Here is a 19,971-nt window from a genome sequence, read left to right as displayed (position 1 = left end):
CGAAAAATCAAATACGAGTGGTTATCCATTAGTGCTTACGAAACTTACTCGAAACTCAAAAAAGCAGTCGAAACCATTTTGGATAATTATTGCTCAAAATATGAGATAACTTTTAGTTAGGTACTTAACTTACCTTTGACGTCATAACCTTGAAGCTTTGGCTTGTACTCTCTGGTAACAGGTTGCGTCGTCAAACTGTCGTTTCTAAATGTGATTGCTGCAGTCATCGTTTAGCCAATATTAAACTTATACTTGTACTTGCAACCGATACTAATCCCATTCTCGACATGAGCAGCATTAATTAGGCTTAATGTTGCATTTTCCACATTGTCTACAATCCATAATTTTTTTAAGTTACAACCATATAAAAACCCCTTAAAAATCGCGAAATGTTTATAACTAGACATATAAACCTAACGTCAACGTAAACTTATTGTTGACAATTAAAGCTATAATCAATAAGGTAATTGCATCTTAATTGAACTATTTTTTTAGGAATTACGCCACTATGACTGAAAAGTCACTCACCCTTGCGGATCAAATTTTGACGAGAATTCAAAATAGCATCATCACGGGTGAGATTGAGGCAGGCAGTAAGATTAACGAACAAACCATTGCACAGAAGTATGGGATAAGTCGTGGTCCTACCCGTGAAGCCTTGCAGGCCCTTGAGCGTCAAAGACTTGTTGTTCGAATTCCTCATGTCGGTGCCAGAGTAGCCAAGCTATCCGTCAGCGAACTTAATGAGCTTTACCAACTTCGAAGTGTATTAGAAGCCACAGCTTGCGAACTGACAGCTCACAACATTACTCAAACTCAACTCGATCAAATGCAAGATCTGTTGGATCGTCAACAACAAGCCTTAGATAAAGGTGATGACGAATTTCTGTTTATGAGTGATATCGACTTTCACTACCAAATCATTCAAGCCTGCGGTAATCGATATTTACAAGAAACCTTGATCGCGGGTGTTTATCACCTGATCTGTATGTATCGCTATCAATGCCGTGGCAAGAAACGACCCGAGCTTGCGATCAAAGAACACAGACAAATTTTTGAAGCCATTGCCGCTGGTGATGGTGAACTCGCAAGCTTATTAATGCGCCGCCACATTGAACGTGGTCGTCGCAATACCGAACAAAAATTGATTGAGCAGCAACAAGCTCAAGACACTCTCCTTACACCCTACAGCCAGAAGGAAATCATTTCATGAAGACCAGTGCCGGATTCCGTTTTCGTCATGCCTTAGCTAATTCAAACCCTCTACAAATTGTAGGAACCGCCAACGCCTACTTTGCCTTAATGGCTGAACACACAGGTTTTAAAGCCTTATACCTTTCTGGTGCTGGTGTGGCTAACGCATCATACGGTCTGCCTGATTTAGGCATGACTTCAATGAACGATGTCGTTACCGATGCCAGCCGTATTACTTCAGCAACAGACTTACCTTTGCTTGTTGACATTGATACAGGCTGGGGCGGCGCATTTAACATTGCTCGCACTATTAAAGAGTTTGAAAAAGCTGGTGTAGCTGCAGTTCACATGGAAGATCAAGTGGCGCAAAAGCGTTGTGGTCATCGTCCAAATAAAGCGGTTGTAAGTACAGAAGAAATGGTCGATCGCATTAAAGCCGCGGTTGATGCTCGTACTGACGAAAACTTTGTGATCATGGCTCGTACCGATGCGGTAGCGGTTGAAGGATTGGAGTCAGGCATTGAACGTGCTCAAGCTTATTTAGAAGCGGGCGCTAACATGATTTTTGCTGAAGCATTGACTGAGCTAGATCATTATCGTGAATTTAAAGCAGCGGTTAACGCACCAATTTTGGCGAACATGACCGAATTTGGCAAAACTCAATTATTCAACAAAGAAGAATTAGCCGAAGCGGGCGCAGATATGGTGCTTTACCCACTTAGCACTTTCCGCGCCGCCAACCAAGCCGCATTAAATGTAATGCAAGCACTGATGAATGATGGCCATCAACGCAATGTTGTCGACACGATGCAAACTCGTGCTGATTTGTATGAACACCTTGGTTATCACGACTTTGAAAATAAATTAGATGAACTGTTCAGTTCAGATAAGTAATTCATTGTTAGAGTAATTTAAAAGGCTGCTCAAACTTAGCAGCCTTGTAACCACAACAAGAATTGTCATAAAAGACAGTCAGGATAGAACACAAACACAAATTAAAGGGCATTTGCAATGGTAGATAAAAAACTAAGTGGCGCAGGACTTCGTGGTCAAAGCGCTGGCGAAACCGCACTCAGTACAGTTGGAAAATCAGGCTCTGGCTTAACCTACCGTGGTTACGACTTAAAAGATTTGGCAGATAACGTCAGCTTTGAAGAAGTTGCCTACCTTATTTTAAAAGGCGAGCTACCTAACCAAGCTCAATTAGATGAATATATCGCTAAAATCAAAGCGAATCGTGGTTTACCTCAGGCACTAAAAGAAGTGCTAGAGCGTATTCCTGCATCTGCACACCCAATGGATGTAATGCGTACTGGCTGTTCAATGCTGGGTAACCTAGAAATGGAAAACAGCTTTGACGAACAAGGCGATGTAGCCGACCGATTACTCGCTGCTTTCCCATCTATCATTTGTTATTGGTACCGCTACAGCCACGACGGTGTTCGCATTGAAACTGAAACCGATGATGAACATATCGGCGCGCACTTCTTACACCTACTACACGGTAAAAAACCAAGCGAGCTACACGCTAAGGTGATGGATTCATCATTGATCTTATACGCTGAGCATGAATTCAATGCTTCAACCTTTACCGCTCGTGTATGTGCCTCAACCCTTTCTGATATGCACTCTTGTATCACTGGTGCGATTGGCTCACTGCGAGGTCCACTTCATGGTGGTGCCAATGAAGCGGCAATGGAGCTCATAGAAGATATGAAAGATGAGCAGCACGCTCGTGACACCCTAATGGGCATGCTAGAGCGTAAAGAAAAAATCATGGGCTTTGGTCATGCGATCTACCGTGAGTCAGATCCTCGTAACGCCATCATTAAAGGCTGGTCTGCAAAACTAGCAGACGACTTTGGTGACGATCGCCTATACAAAGTTTCTGTTGAATGTGAATCTGTCATGTGGGAACAGAAAAAATTGTTCTGTAACGCTGACTTCTTCCACGCCAGTGCGTACCACTACATGGGCATTCCAACCAAACTGTTCACACCAATCTTTGTGTGTTCACGTCTAACGGGTTGGGCAGCTCACGTGATGGAGCAACGCTCGAACAACCGTATTATTCGCCCAAGTGCGGATTATGTTGGCGAAGAGCCACGTGCAGTAAAACCAATCGCGGAAAGATAAAAACAACCTTATACGTGAATTATTGAAAATTTATCGATAACACAGACAGGAGTAATAGTGTGATAAGGCAACCGTCCGTGATAGGACGTCACGGTCGTCAGCACATGGATGTGCGCTTCTGTTGACGTTCACACTATTGCTCCTTGTTAAAACTAAAAATAATTCACCAATGAGTTAACACCGCGTTCCAACCCCGTGGCTGGCAGATGTTTCCCGTGTCTGACCAGCCAAGCAATGTTGTGGAAAGATCTATGAATTCTCAATACCGTAAAGCGCTTGCTGGTACTCAGCTCGATTACTTTGATACTCAAGCTGCGGTTGATGCCATTAAGCCAGATAGCTATAAGCACCTACCCTACACTTCTAAAATTCTGGCAGAACAATTAGTCCGTCGATGTAGTCCAGAAACCCTAACCGATTCCCTAAAGCAACTTATCGAGCGCAAGCGTGATTTAGACTTTCCTTGGTACCCTGCTCGCGTTGTTTGCCACGATATTTTAGGTCAAACGGCTTTAGTTGATTTAGCAGGGTTACGTGATGCCATTGCCGAAAAAGGTGGCGATCCTGCGTTAGTTAATCCTGTTGTGCCAACCCAATTGATTGTTGACCATTCACTGGCAGTTGAGGCCCCGGGCTTTGATCCAGAAGCTTTTGATAAAAACCGCGCCATTGAAGACAGACGTAACGAAGACCGCTTTCATTTCATCGAATGGACAAAAACCGCGTTTAAAAATGTGGATGTGATCCCAGCAGGTAACGGCATTATGCACCAGATCAATCTGGAAAAAATGTCACCCGTTATCCAATCAAGGGAAGGCGTTGCTTTCCCAGATACTTGTGTGGGTACCGACAGCCACACTCCACACGTTGATGCACTTGGTGTTATCGCTTTGGGTGTTGGTGGTCTTGAAGCAGAAACCGTAATGCTAGGTCGCCCATCTATGATGCGCCTACCTGATATTGTCGGTGTAAAATTAATTGGTCAACGTCAACCGGGGATAACGGCTACTGATATCGTATTAGCATTGACTGAATTCTTACGTGAGCAACGTGTAGTCTCCGCTTACCTTGAGTTCTTTGGCGAAGGTGCGCGTTCATTGGCGATTGGTGACAGAGCCACGATTTCGAACATGACACCAGAATTCGGTGCCTCTGCGGGTATGTTCTACATTGATGAGCAAACCATTGATTATCTAAAACTCACAGGTCGTGAACCGGAGCAAGTTGCTCTCGTTGAACACTACGCTAAAACCACAGGTTTATGGGCTGACGATATGGTTGAGGCTCAATACGAACGTGTACTTGAGTTTGATTTATCCAGCGTTGGCCGCAACATGGCAGGTCCATCGAATCCACATCGCCGTCTACCGACGTCAGATCTTGCTGATCGTGGTATTGCGAGTGAATGGAAACAAGAAGGTGATTTAATGCCTGACGGTGCGGTGATCATCGCGGCTATCACCTCTTGTACTAACACTTCAAACCCTCGCAACGTGGTTGCTGCTGGCTTGTTAGCGAAAAAAGCTAACGAACTTGGCTTAGTGCGCAAACCATGGGTAAAAACCTCGTTTGCTCCGGGTTCTAAAGTGGCCAAACTTTACCTTGAAGAAGCTGGCTTATTGCCTGAACTTGAAAAGCTTGGCTTTGGTATTGTTGGTTACGCTTGTACCACCTGTAACGGCATGAGTGGCGCACTTGAACCGAAAATTCAACAAGAAATCATCGATCGAGATCTGTATTCAACTGCGGTACTTTCAGGCAACCGTAACTTCGATGGTCGTATTCATCCTTATGCTAAACAAGCATTCCTAGCATCACCACCATTAGTTATCGCCTACGCCATTGCAGGTACTATCCGTTTTGATATTGAACAAGATGTTTTAGGGCATGATCAACACGGTAATTCGATCACCCTTAAAGATCTATGGCCGAGCGATGAAGAGATCGATGCGGTTGTAGGCAGTGCTGTGAAACCTGAACAGTTCAAGCAAATCTACATCAAGATGTTTGACTTAGGTGAAGCAGAACAAGCTCCTAGTCCGTTATACGACTGGCGTCCACAATCGACTTACATTCGCCGTCCTCCATATTGGGAAGGCGCATTAGCAGGTGAACGTACCTTAAAAGGCATGCGCCCGTTAGCGGTTTTAGGTGACAACATTACTACCGATCACTTGTCACCATCGAATGCCATTCTTGCCAGCAGTGCAGCTGGTGAATACCTCGCACACATGGGTCTACCAGAAGAAGACTTTAACTCTTACGCAACCCACCGTGGTGATCACTTAACGGCGCAACGTGCGACTTTTGCTAACCCTAAACTTTTGAATGAAATGTGCCTTGATGATAAAGGCGAGATCATTCAAGGATCACTGGCTCGTATCGAACCTGAAGGTCAGCAAACCCGTATGTGGGAAGCAATTGAAACCTATATGGATCGTCGACAAAACTTAATCATTGTCGCGGGTGCGGATTATGGTCAAGGCTCATCCCGCGACTGGGCGGCAAAAGGCGTTCGCTTAGCCGGTGTTGAAGCCATTGTAGCCGAAGGTTTTGAGCGTATCCACCGTACTAACTTAGTGGGCATGGGCGTACTGCCATTGGAATTCCATCAAGGCATGAATCGTAAAGTTTTAGAGCTTGATGGCAGTGAAACCTACGATGTTGAAGGCACACCAGCACCTCGTGCAGAGTTGATGTTACACATCACTCGTCGTAATGGTGAAACGGTCACAGTTCCTGTCACTTGTCGTTTAGATACCGCAGAGGAAGTCTCGGTTTACAGTGCAGGTGGTGTACTGCAACGCTTTGCTCAAGACTTTTTAGAAGCAAATGTAAGTGAGTAAACTTTTTCGAAGTTGACCGAGACATACAATACTGTCGTTACTTCGTTTAAAAAGTCGTGGTGTTGCACACCACACCGCCAAAAGGGGCAGCCTCCAGCTGCTTCCCCTTTTGAATCCCCTGAGCCGCCCCAACAAAGGTAAGCGCTTCAGGGCTTGCTGAATAAATGGTTATCGATTTCGATGGGCATCCATGCCCCACGAAATCTAGCCCGACGTCCATGTCGGGCTCACACCATTTTATATTCAACAATCCCTTCAACACCTTTGAAGGGGATATAAGTTATCTCTTGGATTTACTGATAACTTAACACTTATCCAATTCGGTTTTTAAACTATGTTGTGCAAACGCACATAGGATTTAACAAGATGACATTTGCTCCACAAATAAAAGTTCCTGCCACTTATATGCGTGGTGGCACCAGTAAAGGCGTTTTCTTTCGTTTAGAAGACTTACCTCAAACTGCACAGCAAGCTGGTGAAGATAGAGATCGATTATTACTAAGAGTTATCGGTAGCCCAGATCCATACGCCAAACAAGTCGATGGTATGGGCGGTGCGACTTCCAGTACCAGTAAAACCGTGATTGTCTCTCCAGCTACCGATGGCGAACACGATGTCAATTACCTGTTCGGTCAAGTGGCTATCGATAAGGCGTTTGTCGACTGGAGTGGTAACTGCGGCAACTTATCATCCGCCGTTGGTGCTTTTGCCATTCACAGTGGTTATGTCGCCAAAGAAAAGCTACCTGAAAACGGTATTGCTACCGTTAAAGTTTGGCAACAGAACATTGGTAAAACCATTATTGCTAAAGTGCCAATGACCAATGGTGAAGTACAAGAAACGGGTGATTTTGAACTCGATGGTGTGACCTTCCCTGCCGCTGAAATTGAGCTTTCATTCGTGAAACCTGTTGATGAGTCAGAGAGCTTATTCCCAACTGGTAATTTAGTTGATGTACTGACCACACCTGAATTTGGATCTATCAGCGCTACGATGATCAACGCTGGTATTCCAACGATTTTCGTCAATGCTGCAGACATTGGTTATACCGGCACTGAACTGCAAGATGACATTAATAACGATGTTGAAGCACTTGAAAAATTCGAATCTCTCCGTGCTCATGGTGCAGTGAAAATGGGACTCATATCGGATATCAAAGAGGCCGAGCAGCGTCAGCACACGCCAAAGATTGCTTTTGTTGCTGAGCCAAGAAGTTATAAAGCTTCCAGCGGTAAGAATATTTTAACTGAGGATATCGACCTACTGGTTCGCGCCTTATCTATGGGTAAATTGCACCATGCGATGATGGGTACAGCCGCCGTTGCGATAGGGACAGCAGCAGCCATTCCGGGTACTTTGGTCAATCAAGCCGCAGGTGGTGGGCAGCGAGATAGCGTTCGTTTTGGTCATCCTTCTGGCACCTTAAAAGTCGGCGCAGCGGCGAGCTTTAATGGCGATGCTTGGAAAGTTGAAGAAGCTATTATGAGTCGTAGTGCGCGTATTTTGATGGAAGGTTGGGTAAGAGTGCCTCAATAATAGCACTCTGATTATTTCCAACTGTTATCGCGTCCAAAGAAGGTATAATTAAGCTGTTGCATAAAATCTAACTTACGAGCTTTTATTTGCAATTCGTTTGCAGGATAAGGTTGAAAAGCAAGTTGTTCGAAAGTGCGGTAATCATGCTGACTCGATCTCAGTCTTTGATACTGGGTATCAGTCAGCTTTGTTCTCATTTTCATAACAGCTGGATGATTTATAGCGTAAAGATTTCTCGTCGGTACCAAACTAAAAAGCTCAACGTCAAAATGACTATTAAACATATCAAGGATTAGTTGAGCTCGTTGTTTTTGGAATATTACGATCTCATCAGCTGTCAAAACGGATGCTTCTACTGAGGGGCGAGTATAGGTAAAACTTGGTACATTATAATCCCTTAGCTCCTTTATCTGTTGTTGAAATTCAACAAATGCTTCTCGACTAAGTAGTGTAGCTCCCATAACGCCTTTTCTAGCCAGAAAAAATGGTGGACGCTGTAAGAACTGATCGTCAATATCATGATAAATTAGGCTTTGTTTTCCAAGCGCTTTCAATCTTGAAACAAAGTCTAATTTTTCTTGCTTGATAGCTTCTTTTTCGAGAACATCAAACACTTCGGGATAATCCATCAAAACAGACAATCTCAAACCGTCAATATCAAAAGTTTCACCATAATCGTCTTTAGGTCTGCATTCTTCAGAATAAGAAAAAGCCATGGGTAAGTGAGACAAGTGTTTTTCTACACTCAACACCATAATATTTGGATGTTCGGTAAACAATGAAGCCATTTCTTGTTTCTGAACATCAGACATATTCTTTTCGGTATAAACAATAAATAAAGGAATATCATGTTGTAATAAAAAGTCTGCTTGTTTCGTTATACGTGATACGTAATCTAAGCATCGAGGGTTATTATAACCATCAAAGAATGATGCCCCGCGCAAGGAAACCCAGATGTGAAATATTGGTGCAGGTGGAATGATCTGAATATCAAGCTCTCTCGCTTCACTGTGGGTTGAGATACCAGCAAACCTTAATCCTAAGGACATATTCCGTAATGAATCATTATCAATAGTATCGAATCTTGTGCCATCATCGCTACAAAGATCTCGGATAATACTAATTTCAACCTCGAATCCAATTGGGAAATTATTTATTTGGGTCTGAGTTAATGCTGGCTGAGTTTTCGCGACAAAAAGATAATCGAAAACGGTCATCAAACTCGTACTGCATGAAATCACGATGACTAACCTTAATATTTCAGAATGATTAAATATACTGTTAATAAACTAGTTCAATTTTTGACTCATTCAATATTTATAAACCAAAGTTAACCTCATGTTTTCTTTAAAGTTAACGAGTGCCCAAAATGAACATCAGGGTTTTGAATAAAGCCGCTAGTTCCAGCTGTTATTGTGGCCAAAATAGGTATAGTTAACCTGCTGAATATATTCTAGTTTACGAAATTTTGTTACTAACTCACTGCGTGAACATGGTGAAAAAGCATGGCTGTCGAACGTTAAATAGTCATGCTGACTCGATCTCAACTTTGGGTTATCTCCTGCTTGTAATTTAGTTCTTATTCGCATAACCGCATTATGGTTCATTGAGTAAAAATTTCGATATGACATAAATGTTAATCGGTTAACTTCAAACTGAGTATTAAATAAATCAAGTAATAGTTGAGTTCTTTGTTGTTGAAAACTCTCAAGCTGAAAGCCCGTCAGGATTGTCTCATCACGTGGTTGATACGTAGCGATAGGAGTTGCAACATCATATTTTCGATCCTTGTTAACCTGCTGCCTGAATGAAATAAGTTCGCGATCGTCGAATAGCGACCCACACATAATCCCCCCTTTAGCCAAAAAGAATGGTGGACGTTTTATAAATTGGTCATCAATATCATGATAAGTAGCACTTTGCCCATTGAATCTCTTCAACCTTTCAACAAAATCGAGTTTATCTTGCTTAACGGCTTCTTGCTCAAGCACCTCGAATACCTCGGGAAAATCCATCAACACAGACACTCTTAATCCATCAATATCATAAGTTCCCATATGATCCTTCTCGTAACTGCTTTTCCCAGAGTAAGAATAAGCCATGGGCAAATGAGACAAATGTTTTTCGACGCTTAGCACCATAATGTTTGAGTGAGTGGTGAACAAAGATTCCATTTCTTGCTTCTGTTCATCAGTCATACCTTTTTCGGTATAAACCAGAAATAAAGGGGTGTCATATTCTAATAAAAAGTCAGCTTGCTGAGTGATGCGTGATACATAATCCAGCCCTTTGGGATTATTGCTGCCATTAAAAAACGATGCCCCACGCAGAGCCACCCAAATATGAAAAATAGGGGCAGGAGGAATAATTTGTAAATCGAGTTCCCTTGCTTCACTTAGCGTTGAAATGTCAGCAAACCTCAAGCCTAACGACATATTTCGTAATGAGTCATAATCAATGCTACCGAACTTTATGTCATCATCATTACAAAGATCACGAATGATGCTAATTTCAGCTTCGAATCCATGAGGGAAATTACTCAATTGAGCCGGAGTTAATGCTAGCTGATGATCAGCTTCTGGAAAATGAATACAACTTGTTATCAAACTAGAAATACATGAAGCCAAAATCATTTACCTTACTAATGAAAGCGTGATTTTACTTTTTAGCTAAAACTAACTAGCCGAATTAAATCACTCAACACTTATAAACCATGGTTAATATTGAGTTGCATTTTGGTTAACTCTAATTATCCCACCAAGGAGTTTGCCCAGTTAACATTAGATGCGACTGTCTGAAAGTCTCTGTAATACTGTAGTCATCAACATATCGACCACTTGAACTCAAACGTGCGCGCTCAAGCGCGCGAATGTCTTTTTTAGTTGTTCGTTCTCCTTCGCTAAACGAGTTTTGTCTGACTCTAGCAGCTTGAGCTTATCTTTCACTCGTTGTTGTTCCGCTTCAGCCTGTCTTTGCTCTGCGTCGATCTCCGCTTGGGTTTTGGCCCCTAGGCTTTTAAGAAACCCCTTGTTAGTTTCACAAGCAAGATCCAATACAGTGCACTGCAACTGCGAATCATTGAGCGTGATTGGAGTATTAATACCTAATGTCGTCGAAAATCGCTGACATAAAAATTCTAAGGTAGTATGATCACTATATTTAGCCGCAAAAAATAATACTGGTAATTCACCGTCAATGAGTTGTCTAGGGTCGAAAAGCCCACTATTAACCAGCAATTTAACGGTATGTAATTGCTTCGCCGCAATAGCTACAGCTAAGACATTTCTTTTCTTCTGATTCACTTCCTTCCAATGAATTTTCTCTATTTCCCAAACATATTGGAATACTTTTACTTCGGAATTTTGAGCAGCCTGCAGCAATAAATTGAATCCAGCATTATTTCTTAAACTCTTATTCGCTCCAGCCCTTTCAATAACTTTAAAGCAATCTAAATTGCTATGCTCTGCGGCGAGTAATAGTGGTGTGGTACCGTCTGAAGATGGGTAATCTAATAATTGATATTCCTCGTTGAGAAAAAGCTCAACCATGTCTTTTTTCTCTGCTAGCACAGTTAAATGAAGTGCGCTGACACAAACGCTGCTTTGGCATCTATATACATCTTTTACATTCGCACCAGCGTCTATCAAAAGCTGCACCTTGTCTTTTGACCTATTTATGATGGCAACTGAAAGTGGAGAGTGTCCTTGATTAGTTTTTGTGTTTAGCACTGCTTTACTGATAGGTAAAACTTTTTCAGTAAAATCCATCCCATGTATTCTGAGCGCAAGAAATAGCAAGCTTTGTCCTGAATTATTAAGCGATGAGCCATCAATTTTGTGTAATTCGAGTAAATAGATAAACGCATCAAATCTTGCAGATATTGGACGACCTGAAGCGTGTTCGTTACTTAACACAATATGAAGCAAGGTGTTTTTGTCTTTATCAAGCACTTGAACATCAGCCCCTGCTTCAACGAGTGTTTTAATCAATTCTTTATTTATTTCTTTAGTGGCAAAAATTAATGCTGCATCTTTCACCTCTTGACTACAAGTAGCGAAAAAAGCTGGAGAAAGCAGCGTTAGCACTTCAATATTTTGATAGCTTATGTCGGTAGCAGGCGTTGCCTTTAATTGTGCTAAGCGTTCAAGTCGAGCAACCGTTAATGATGGTTGCTCAAAACCCAATGAAAAATAGTTCAGCAGTTGAATATTTTGCTCAGCTTTTAATCTTTCACCTAATGCATTGATCATCCCTTGGTCTTCAGCGACCAATTTATCGGTTACGGTTTTTATTTTTTGTTTAACAGCGAGTAAGTCAGGTAACTTATCTTGATGTTCAACAAGCAAAGACAATAACTCGAATAGTTGTGGAGTGTCCTGAATATGCGCGTTATCGATAAAAGCCAAAACTTGAGACTGAGCAACTTTGGTGATTTCAGACTTAATGGAGTCAGCACACTCTATGTCTACCCATCGCAATAATGCTTGCAGTTGGTTGAGGTCTGATACATTAGATGTTTTAAGTTTATCCAAAAACTGCGATAACATTTGATTCATGAGTTCAGTGTTACCTTGCATAGGGATAACACGACGCTTAAAGCAGTCCTTAATCATCTCTGGAGTACTCATGCTTGCCAGCTCTTGTTCCAAACAAGCAGCATAGAACTCAGCAAACATCTCCATAAGTTCTTTAGACAATCCGCCATCTACACGTTGCAGCTCATGCATTTGCAATGAAGAACTCTCATTTTGATTGTAGATACGTTCAAATACTCCAAATAATTGTTTTTTTCGTTTTGTTAGTTCAGTTGAGCCTGTAATGTATTTCAAATACGTTGGCGATCGGTTAAGCAATGTAGGCCAATCAACCTTGTCAGAATTAATGGCCTTTTGGCATTCATTACATTTGATGATACCAACTATCCTCACTAACTCTAGCCTTGGTAACACTTCAAGTACTGGCTGATGAGGAGATGCTGGCACACCATAGAAAACATCAAACTTAATCAATCCTTGTTTTGCGAGAGTCTGTAAACGAGCACGAACTGCAGATGTAAGATAAGCGCCTGCCAGCCCTTCTAGTTCAATTAATGAAGCATGGTGCTCAAAAAAACATTCGAACTGAGCTAATTCAGTAAAGCTATTCACCAGCTGAACGGCGATATCGGCTCTCCGTCCTTGGGGAGATAGCGTGGAAAAATCAAAATTCTTTAAATCCTCCACTGCCATTGGCCTAAGCTGGTCATTTTCCTTAATGAAATAACAACCAAGCACCTCAACCAATTCTGCAATAAGAAGCCCCTGCGATTGCTCCCGTTGAGTAACAACCACCTGAACGTGTTGAAACTCGTTAAACATAGGAGCATTAACCACCATATCTATTGACGATAGAGCACCTTCACCCTGTGGTTTAGGAACCTTCATCATATTAAGTCTTTGTAATTGCTGATACGGTGAACACCAAGTTTTCGCCCATTGATAACAAACTTTTTCAGCGGCAATTGAATCATCGGAACGAGATATAATCATTGGCTTAGACTCTGAACATTCCACTCCGCATGCTTTATAACCCGCCACTCTTAAATGTCTTTTCTCTTTTTCGGTTAGCTTCGGATATTGAGTTTCAATTAGCGCCTGAATAGCTTCATCAATAAGATTACCTTTGATTTGATTTAGAGCTTCAGTTTGTTGTCGTGATTGGCTATATGCATATAAAACAGCGTCATCAATAGAGGGATAATCAGAATCTGTAGCAAGGTTGATTGGCGACAGCCACATTTTTAAACAATTGCTTAGCAAGATATTATCAATGGGCTTTTTTAAAAGGTTACTCAACAAAAAATGCACTTTGGAATAATATGCCAACCTTACATCTATCATTTGAGGGTTTTCAGCCGTCTTGTTTCTCATTTTAGTTAAGGCTGTCATGGCTTGTGGTTCAAGACTGATGTTTGATTTTGTATGAGATAAAGTAACGCTGATTAAGGATGAAGTATTTAAAACCAATGCCATTTCTGGATCATATGCTGTTTGAGAAGATTCACCGTCTGCAATCATAAATTCTTCTTTAGTTACCTCACTAGTATATTTTGTGAGGTCCTTAACAGCGTCCACTTCTGTAAGTTCAACCTGAATCATCAATGACACTCTATTGGATATTACTCAAGCGAATATAATCCCTTAATAAACCAAAGGCGAGTGAATAAATGTTCACAAATCAATCATTTCTTTGTTGGAAGTAATTAGGGCGTGCCCTAATAAAAAGGTCAAATTTTGTGATAACTTAACATTACCTTTCCAATATTAGAAAGTTTGAACATGAACCAAGCCACACCTTTTATTACCACTGACGATACCGGTCTGCTCATCATTGATGTTCAAGGCAGGCTCGCACATTTGATGAATGACACTCATCACCTTCACCAACAATTATCAACTCTGATCCAAGGTGCAAAATTGCTTGAACTCCCTATTATTTGGGTTGAGCAATTACCAGAGAAACTTGGGGAGACTAGCCCTGATATAAAACAACTATTAGCGCCAGATCTAAGCCCAATAGAGAAGCATACTTTCAGTGGTTGGCATAATGACGAACTTCAAAAAGCCATAAAAGCGGCAAATTGTAAAAATTGGTTATTAGCTGGCATAGAAAGCCATATTTGCGTGTACCAGACCTGTAAAGCTATGCAACTTGATGATTATCAGACTCATGTTGTCAGTGATGCGGTTTCATCTCGAACCAAAGAAAATAAAGAATACGGAATACAAATGATGTTAAGACAGGGAGCACTTCGTACTAATGTTGAATCAGCCTTATTTGAGCTTCAACAATGTGCAAATAACGAAAGGTTTAAGTCACTTGTAAAGCTGATAAAATAAATTGAATTAAAAGATAACATGCCACAAAAATAAGGATAATAAATGCTAAAGTCTTTTACTATTGCGCTATTGTCTGTACTCACTTTCTCAAGCCAAGCCGTTGATTATGAGCAGCTGAAATTTGTTCCTGTGAAAGCTGATGTCGTAACCATCACAGATGATATCAATGTGCCTTGGGGTATGGTTCAACTTCCGAATCAGAATATTTTAGTCACTGAACGAAGCGGTGAGCTTAAGCTAGTCAAAAAAGGCAGCAATAAAACGACAAGTATTTCTGGCTTACCTAACATCAGCGCAAAAGGACAAGGCGGTCTGTTGGGTGTGGCGCTTCATCCACAATTTGAGAAAAACCATCTTATCTACCTGACTTTTAGCTCACCACAAGGAGAGAAAAAAGGCAGCAATACAGCATTAATTCAAGCGAAATTAAACCTTGAAAAGCAGCAGCTAGAGAATATCAAAACATTATTTAAAGCCAGACGAAATACCACCAGTAGCCGCCATTTCGGTAGCCGTATTGCTATAGATAATAAAGGATACTTGTATTTTTCGGTAGGCGATCGCGCCAACCGCGATGTGAATCCTCAAGATCTCACTAAAGATGCAGGTAAAATCTATCGCTTTCATTTAGATGGTAGCGTCCCAAAAGATAATCCATTTATCAATCAAAAAGACGTCAGTCCCGCCATCTACAGCTACGGACATAGAAACCCTCAAGGTTTAGCCGTAAACCCAGAGACAGGCTCAATTTGGTCACACGAGCATGGGCCACGAGGTGGCGATGAAATTAACCTTATTCAAAAAGGCTTAAACTATGGCTGGCCTGTTGTCAGCTATGGTATTAACTACATAGGAACTAAGTTCACTGAGCTAACCGAAAAAGAAGGCATGGAACCACCTCTAACACAATGGACGCCCTCGATTGCACCGTCAGATATGGTTTTTGTAACTTCGGACAAGTACCCAGAGCTTAAAGGTAAGTTATTAGTTGGCTCCCTCAAGTACCACTTCATTTCAGTGATCAATTACCAAGGGGATAAAGTCATATCTCAAGCTAAGGCATTCAAAAACATTGGTCGTGTTCGCAGTTTGATGCAGGGAATTGACGGCTATTTATATGTCGGTATTGATGGAAAGGGGATTGTGAGACTACAGCCAAGCAGATAGCTCAGATCATCCACATCAGCTTGTAGAACTTCCATTGTTGTCTATGTTTATTACTAACGCTCGAAGATGATGGAAGTATTATGGCGGTATAAGCAGAAGCGCTACACCATTTCAAATTTGAATATGATGCTACAAAGCAAGCATATAAAATAAACAGTAAACAACTTTCTGAAATGGCGCGTACACAAGGACAACCATTCACTGTTGAAATCCAAAAGGATGGTGTAACTTATTCACATGAATATACTTTTATTCATTCAAATGAAATGCTCTTAGAAGGTTGGCACATAACCCCAAAAGCAAAGTGGCTGAGATTATCACCCGCCCCTATTCCGGAACCACACCAAGCAATAATAAAACAATTAAAAGAGCAATTTTCAAATAGCTTTACCATTTGGAACTTATTGGACTCTCTCTATACAGCCCAAGCTCAAGCTAAAAAAGAAACCAAGGCTCAAAGATCTCAAAACAAGCTGGAATTAAGAGAATGGAATAAGAAGGTTCCAACCTTCGTCAAAGAATACCAAGATATCGCTAAATTTGTATCGCAGGGTCATTGTTTAGAGACTCCGAGAGATGGGTGGGACTCCACCGTTTATCGTTACACCCCGTTACAGCATTACTGTATGTTTGGGGAAGCTCAAGCAGCCATATTTTTACTTCAAGGTGGTGCGAGTGAGAGCTATCATTTTTCAGGTGGCGATACTGTCAAAGCTCCAGCTCTGCATTTAGCAGTCCAATACAATCATAAGGGCACAATACAAGCTCTAAAAACGCAAAATATTGATATCAATATCACGGATAAAGAAGGTAGAACGGCTTTACATGTGGCAGCCGAGCATAACTCAGACCGTTCGATTGGTGAGTTACTTTCAGGGCGAGCAAACGTAAATGCTCATGATAACTCAGGACAAACACCGCTTCACCTTGCAATCAAAGCCGGTCACCTTCATATTGCTGAACAACTGCTTGACCATGGAGCTATGCTCAACACTCAAGACAATAATAAGCAAACCTCACTGCATATGGCTGCAAAACATGGAGGTATAGAATCCATTTCCTTTCTTATGAATCAAGGTGTTAGGTGGGACATTAGAGATAAAAACGGAAAAACAGCTCAACAGCTGGCAAAGAAAGAGGATAAAGAAGCTTTCCAACAACTAATAACAGAGCGTTATAACGCAGAAGCCAAATCTACCGAATTACGCTATAAAGCGGGATCTCAAAAAAAGAAGACTAGCCTTTGTCAACTCGTCCAAAGCTTTGCTGTAAATTCATCACTAAATCAAAAACCGATTGGTTTTGATGATTGCTAATTCGAGGGTTTGCCCCTGCACCGACTAACATTCTGTATACCTGCGGGTTATTAGCTATCACCGCCACATGCGCGGCGTTATTACCCTGTTTATTTTGCTGATTCACATCTTTGACCGTAGCAACATCTAACAACTGTTGCATCACCATGGAGTTCGGTTGTTTCGCCGCCGTATGAATAGGTGTTTCACCATTATGATTCGGCTTAAACATTTGATCACCTAACGTCGCAAGCAAAACGTTGACCGTTTCTATCGACCCACTACTTACAGCCCAATGTAAGGCTGTATTACCTTTATCGTCTAATGCAAGCGGGTTTATGCTTGGGGCTTTTTTCACTAAAATTAACTCAGCAAGATCGGCTTGCCCTTTCATGCTAGCTAGATGTAAAACATTCCGCTGATGTTCATCAGTGTCAGTAACAGGTAACTTTGCTGATGAGTGACTTAATAAGCTACACGCCACATCAAATTTATTTTCTTCAATTGCCACTAACAATGCTGAATGTTCAGCTTCTTTTGCTTGTGCGTTTGCTAACTGGCGTGCGTTTTCTTGAGACTTTTTAAGGCACTGAACCGCTACTTGAGTACAATATGAAATCCATGCACTACCGTTATCACGTTCAGGTAGTAATAGAATCATCGCTCGCATGATATCTTGGTTATTAAGTTCTTCACTGCTTTGGTTGAGAATACCTACAAACTCACCAAAATCATCTTTCACGCGAGTATAAATATGCTCTTGCAACTCGTCATCAGAAAACACACTGAATCGTTTATTGCTGTTATCTAATGCATTTAACAAAAATCTATCGAGAAATATTGACATTACCACTCTTTCATCATCAGAGCACTGAGTCAATGACTGTTGAATATGTTGTTTAATGGCTTCTTTTTGCAAGCGATATTCCCGAGAGAAGTTCTTGAATTCTTCACTGGCTTTAAACTCAGCCATGGTCATGATAGCGCCAGATCTTAATAACTCTTTGACGCCTTCTTTATCGATTAAGTATTGCTCTTGATCTGGCTTACGCTGATTTTTAACGTGTTCGCCATAAGGGTTGGCTGTAATAGGAGTGATGCCCATGAAAAGCCTTCACAAAAATAATATGCTATAGCTTTCAAGTTAGAACAGGTCTCTCCTATCAGCAATGAAATATGAAGAAAGGTTAATTTCCTGCAACCTGTAAATCGTCCAGCAAAATACCGCCTGTACGAATCGATGAACGCAAATCGCGATCTTTTGCGACAGCTTGAATGTTGGCAAACATATCTTTCAAATTCCCAGCAATTGTCACTTCTTCAACAGGATGGATAATCTCTCCATTTTCCACATAAAAGCCACCTGCACCACGAGAGTAATCCCCTGTTACTGGGTTAACCCCTTGTCCCATCACTTCAGTGACGATAAGACCTGTGCCCATTTGCTTAACCAAATCATCAAAGGTTTGACCGCTATCGCTTACAGTCCAGTTATAAATGCCACCAGCGTGTCCGGTATTTGGTAAGTTCAACTTACGAGCAGAGTAGCTGGTAAGTAGGTAAGTCATTAACTGCCCAGCTTCGATGATATTACGCTCAGTCGTTGCCACACCTTCTGAGTCATAGTTAGCACTAGCAAGTCCACCAACAAGATGAGGTTGCTCATTAATACTGAACCACTCAGGAAAAATTTGAGTGTTAATGGCATCTAGCAAAAACGTCGATTTACGATACAAACTGCTGCCGCTTATCGCACCAACAAGATGCCCAATCAGCCCAGTTGAGATTTCCGGTGTCAATAAAACTGGCATTTTAGCTGTGGCAATCTTACGAGCACCTAGGCGATTAACGGTTTTTTCTGCCGCTTTGCGACCGACGGTTTCAGGTGTCCATAGCTCATCAAATTTACGCGCAACGGTATAATCGTAATCTCGCTGCATACCACCTTGTTCGTCTTCACCGATACCGACACAGCTTAAGCTGTAACGAGAACTACGACGACCATGTATAAAGCCATGGCTATTACCATACACTTTGATGCCTGTGTGGGCGTTGGCGGAAGCGCCATCAGAGGCTTTCATCCGCTTGTCAAAGTCCAGCATTGCCGTTTCAGCATCAATGGCTAGTTGAGTAAGCTGAGCAGCATCTAACTCTTGTGGGTGATATAAATCTAGCTCTTTAAACTCAGTTGCCATTAGGTTGGCATCAGCCAAACCATGACAAGGATCTTGGCTGGTAAGTTTAGCGATATCATCCGCTGCCTTTACCGCTTGTTTAATGGCTTCAGGGCTAAGATCTGACGTCGAAGAACTGCCTTTACAGCCGTCTCTATATACTGTGATACCAAGGGCGCCGTCTTTGTTAAACTCAACGGTTTCCACTTCTTTATTTCGAGTACCAACGGAAAAACCTTGTTGTTTACTGATGGCGGTTTCGGCTGCGGTAGTACCGAGTTTTTTGGCACAGTCTAATGCCATTGAAACGGCATCTTGTAGGTGAGAGAGTTCTGAATCTAATTGATGTTGAGCCACAAAGGTTCTCTTTAAATTGGTGCTAATGACTTTAGATTATCATAAGTTTGGAGTATATGCTTACCGAGGTTGTGCAACAGACCTTTCTAAAAAGCTCTTAACGGTAGCTGGGCTTTATGGGTAATCAGGTTGAATTTTAATGAATCTGTGTTTTCAGATTCAATTTATAAAATTTTGTAAATTCAATTGCTTATAAAAAGTGTCCGAACCATTGATTTAAATTAATCACCTCACAGGAATCACATTCGATATCAAATTCAGTTGTAACTATTCAGCCTACTGAACAAAAATATCTGGCAAATGCCCACTGAACAACAAGTTCAGCGCTGTTGAAGCTGTTATATTTTGCTTTCTGCAACTCGAAACGTAACTGCGTATGGCACAGAAG

Annotated in this window: 14 protein-coding genes; 8 read left to right on the top strand and 6 right to left on the bottom strand. The window is 41.5% G+C overall.

Going from position 1 to position 19,971, the window contains the following annotated elements; translation table 11 throughout:
* Window positions 1–508: 508 nt before the first annotated feature.
* The 4 genes from D5018_RS17425 (at window position 509) to acnD (ending at window position 6,176) form a co-directional block, all read left to right on the top strand.
* Window positions 509–1,213, top strand: a complete 705-nt coding sequence (locus tag D5018_RS17425) for a GntR family transcriptional regulator (RefSeq protein WP_121840268.1) — start codon at window positions 509–511, stop codon at window positions 1,211–1,213.
* Window positions 1,210–2,088 carry a methylisocitrate lyase gene (gene prpB / locus D5018_RS17420; protein WP_121840267.1) on the top strand — a complete coding sequence of 293 codons (879 nt, stop codon included), beginning with the start codon at window positions 1,210–1,212 and terminating at the stop codon, window positions 2,086–2,088. Before D5018_RS17425 ends, prpB begins: the two co-directional genes overlap by 4 nt.
* 117 nt (window positions 2,089–2,205) lie before the next feature.
* The gene (prpC, locus tag D5018_RS17415) at window positions 2,206–3,330 is read left to right on the top strand and encodes a bifunctional 2-methylcitrate synthase/citrate synthase (protein ID WP_121840266.1); all 1,125 of its coding nucleotides are present in this window, start codon (window positions 2,206–2,208) and stop codon (window positions 3,328–3,330) included.
* Window positions 3,331–3,581: 251 nt separating this feature from the next.
* Complete coding sequence (gene acnD / locus D5018_RS17410) at window positions 3,582–6,176, top strand: Fe/S-dependent 2-methylisocitrate dehydratase AcnD (protein ID WP_121840265.1); 2,595 nt, start codon at window positions 3,582–3,584, stop codon at window positions 6,174–6,176.
* A 46-nt stretch (window positions 6,177–6,222) separates the two neighbouring features.
* Here acnD and D5018_RS21750 read toward each other — a convergent pair whose 3' ends face one another.
* On the bottom strand, window positions 6,223–6,396 hold the full coding sequence (locus tag D5018_RS21750; protein WP_165905093.1) for a hypothetical protein: 174 nt from the start codon (window positions 6,394–6,396) through the stop codon (window positions 6,223–6,225).
* A gap of 146 nt (window positions 6,397–6,542) precedes the next feature.
* Here D5018_RS21750 and prpF point away from each other — a divergent pair, with 146 nt between their 5' ends.
* Window positions 6,543–7,712, top strand: a complete 1,170-nt coding sequence (prpF, locus tag D5018_RS17405) for a 2-methylaconitate cis-trans isomerase PrpF (protein ID WP_121840264.1) — start codon at window positions 6,543–6,545, stop codon at window positions 7,710–7,712.
* 11 nt (window positions 7,713–7,723) lie between these two features.
* Here prpF and D5018_RS17400 read toward each other — a convergent pair whose 3' ends face one another.
* The 3 genes from D5018_RS17400 to D5018_RS17390 form a co-directional block, all read right to left on the bottom strand.
* Window positions 7,724–8,953 carry a hypothetical protein gene (locus tag D5018_RS17400; protein ID WP_133309329.1) on the bottom strand — a complete coding sequence of 410 codons (1,230 nt, stop codon included), beginning with the start codon at window positions 8,951–8,953 and terminating at the stop codon, window positions 7,724–7,726.
* A gap of 156 nt (window positions 8,954–9,109) precedes the next feature.
* Entirely contained in the window at window positions 9,110–10,339 is a 1,230-nt protein-coding gene (locus D5018_RS17395) for a hypothetical protein (protein ID WP_133309328.1), read from the bottom strand.
* 216 nt (window positions 10,340–10,555) lie between these two features.
* Window positions 10,556–13,849 carry an ankyrin repeat domain-containing protein gene (locus D5018_RS17390; RefSeq protein ID WP_121840261.1) on the bottom strand — a complete coding sequence of 1,098 codons (3,294 nt, stop codon included), beginning with the start codon at window positions 13,847–13,849 and terminating at the stop codon, window positions 10,556–10,558.
* 180 nt (window positions 13,850–14,029) lie between these two features.
* On the opposite strand from D5018_RS17390, the gene D5018_RS17385 reads away from it, so the two are divergent.
* The 3 genes from D5018_RS17385 (at window position 14,030) to D5018_RS17375 (ending at window position 17,073) form a co-directional block, all read left to right on the top strand.
* Entirely contained in the window at window positions 14,030–14,590 is a 561-nt protein-coding gene (locus tag D5018_RS17385; RefSeq protein WP_121840260.1) for an isochorismatase family protein, read from the top strand.
* 42 nt (window positions 14,591–14,632) lie between these two features.
* Complete coding sequence (locus D5018_RS17380) at window positions 14,633–15,757, top strand: PQQ-dependent sugar dehydrogenase (RefSeq protein WP_121840259.1); 1,125 nt, start codon at window positions 14,633–14,635, stop codon at window positions 15,755–15,757.
* A 173-nt stretch (window positions 15,758–15,930) separates the two neighbouring features.
* Complete coding sequence (locus D5018_RS17375) at window positions 15,931–17,073, top strand: ankyrin repeat domain-containing protein (protein WP_121840258.1); 1,143 nt, start codon at window positions 15,931–15,933, stop codon at window positions 17,071–17,073.
* On the opposite strand, the gene D5018_RS17370 is transcribed toward D5018_RS17375, so the two are convergent.
* Together D5018_RS17370 and pmbA are read right to left on the bottom strand one after the other, a co-directional pair.
* A complete protein-coding gene (locus tag D5018_RS17370; protein WP_121840257.1) occupies window positions 16,994–18,157 on the bottom strand; it encodes an ankyrin repeat domain-containing protein in 1,164 nt (387 codons plus the stop codon). The two genes, D5018_RS17375 and D5018_RS17370, sit on opposite strands and share 80 nt — an antisense overlap.
* A gap of 82 nt (window positions 18,158–18,239) precedes the next feature.
* Entirely contained in the window at window positions 18,240–19,583 is a 1,344-nt protein-coding gene (pmbA, locus tag D5018_RS17365) for a metalloprotease PmbA (protein ID WP_121840256.1), read from the bottom strand.
* Between the last annotated feature and the right edge of the window lie 388 nt (window positions 19,584–19,971).

Origin of the sequence: Parashewanella curva, from assembly GCF_003675895.1 — a bacterium.
Lineage (GTDB): Bacteria > Pseudomonadota > Gammaproteobacteria > Enterobacterales > Shewanellaceae > Parashewanella > Parashewanella curva.
The sequence above is the reverse complement of the archived record's forward strand: the minus strand, read 5'-3'. Positions and strand labels throughout refer to the sequence as shown.

Bases quoted from the DNA above. Each gene is read 5' to 3' on its own strand.
- D5018_RS17390 (WP_121840261.1), bottom strand. From the start codon at position 13,849: ATGATTCAGGTTGAACTTACAGAAGTGGACGCTGTTAAGGACCTCACA.
- D5018_RS17380 (WP_121840259.1), top strand. From the start codon at position 14,633: ATGCTAAAGTCTTTTACTATTGCGCTATTGTCTGTACTCACTTTCTCA.
- prpF (WP_121840264.1), top strand. From the start codon at position 6,543: ATGACATTTGCTCCACAAATAAAAGTTCCTGCCACTTATATGCGTGGT.
- D5018_RS17370 (WP_121840257.1), bottom strand. From the start codon at position 18,157: ATGGGCATCACTCCTATTACAGCCAACCCTTATGGCGAACACGTTAAA.
- acnD (WP_121840265.1), top strand. From the start codon at position 3,582: ATGAATTCTCAATACCGTAAAGCGCTTGCTGGTACTCAGCTCGATTAC.
- D5018_RS17375 (WP_121840258.1), top strand. From the start codon at position 15,931: ATGGCGCGTACACAAGGACAACCATTCACTGTTGAAATCCAAAAGGAT.
- prpB (WP_121840267.1), top strand. From the start codon at position 1,210: ATGAAGACCAGTGCCGGATTCCGTTTTCGTCATGCCTTAGCTAATTCA.
- D5018_RS17425 (WP_121840268.1), top strand. From the start codon at position 509: ATGACTGAAAAGTCACTCACCCTTGCGGATCAAATTTTGACGAGAATT.
- D5018_RS17385 (WP_121840260.1), top strand. From the start codon at position 14,030: ATGAACCAAGCCACACCTTTTATTACCACTGACGATACCGGTCTGCTC.
- D5018_RS21750 (WP_165905093.1), bottom strand. From the start codon at position 6,396: ATGGACGTCGGGCTAGATTTCGTGGGGCATGGATGCCCATCGAAATCG.
- prpC (WP_121840266.1), top strand. From the start codon at position 2,206: ATGGTAGATAAAAAACTAAGTGGCGCAGGACTTCGTGGTCAAAGCGCT.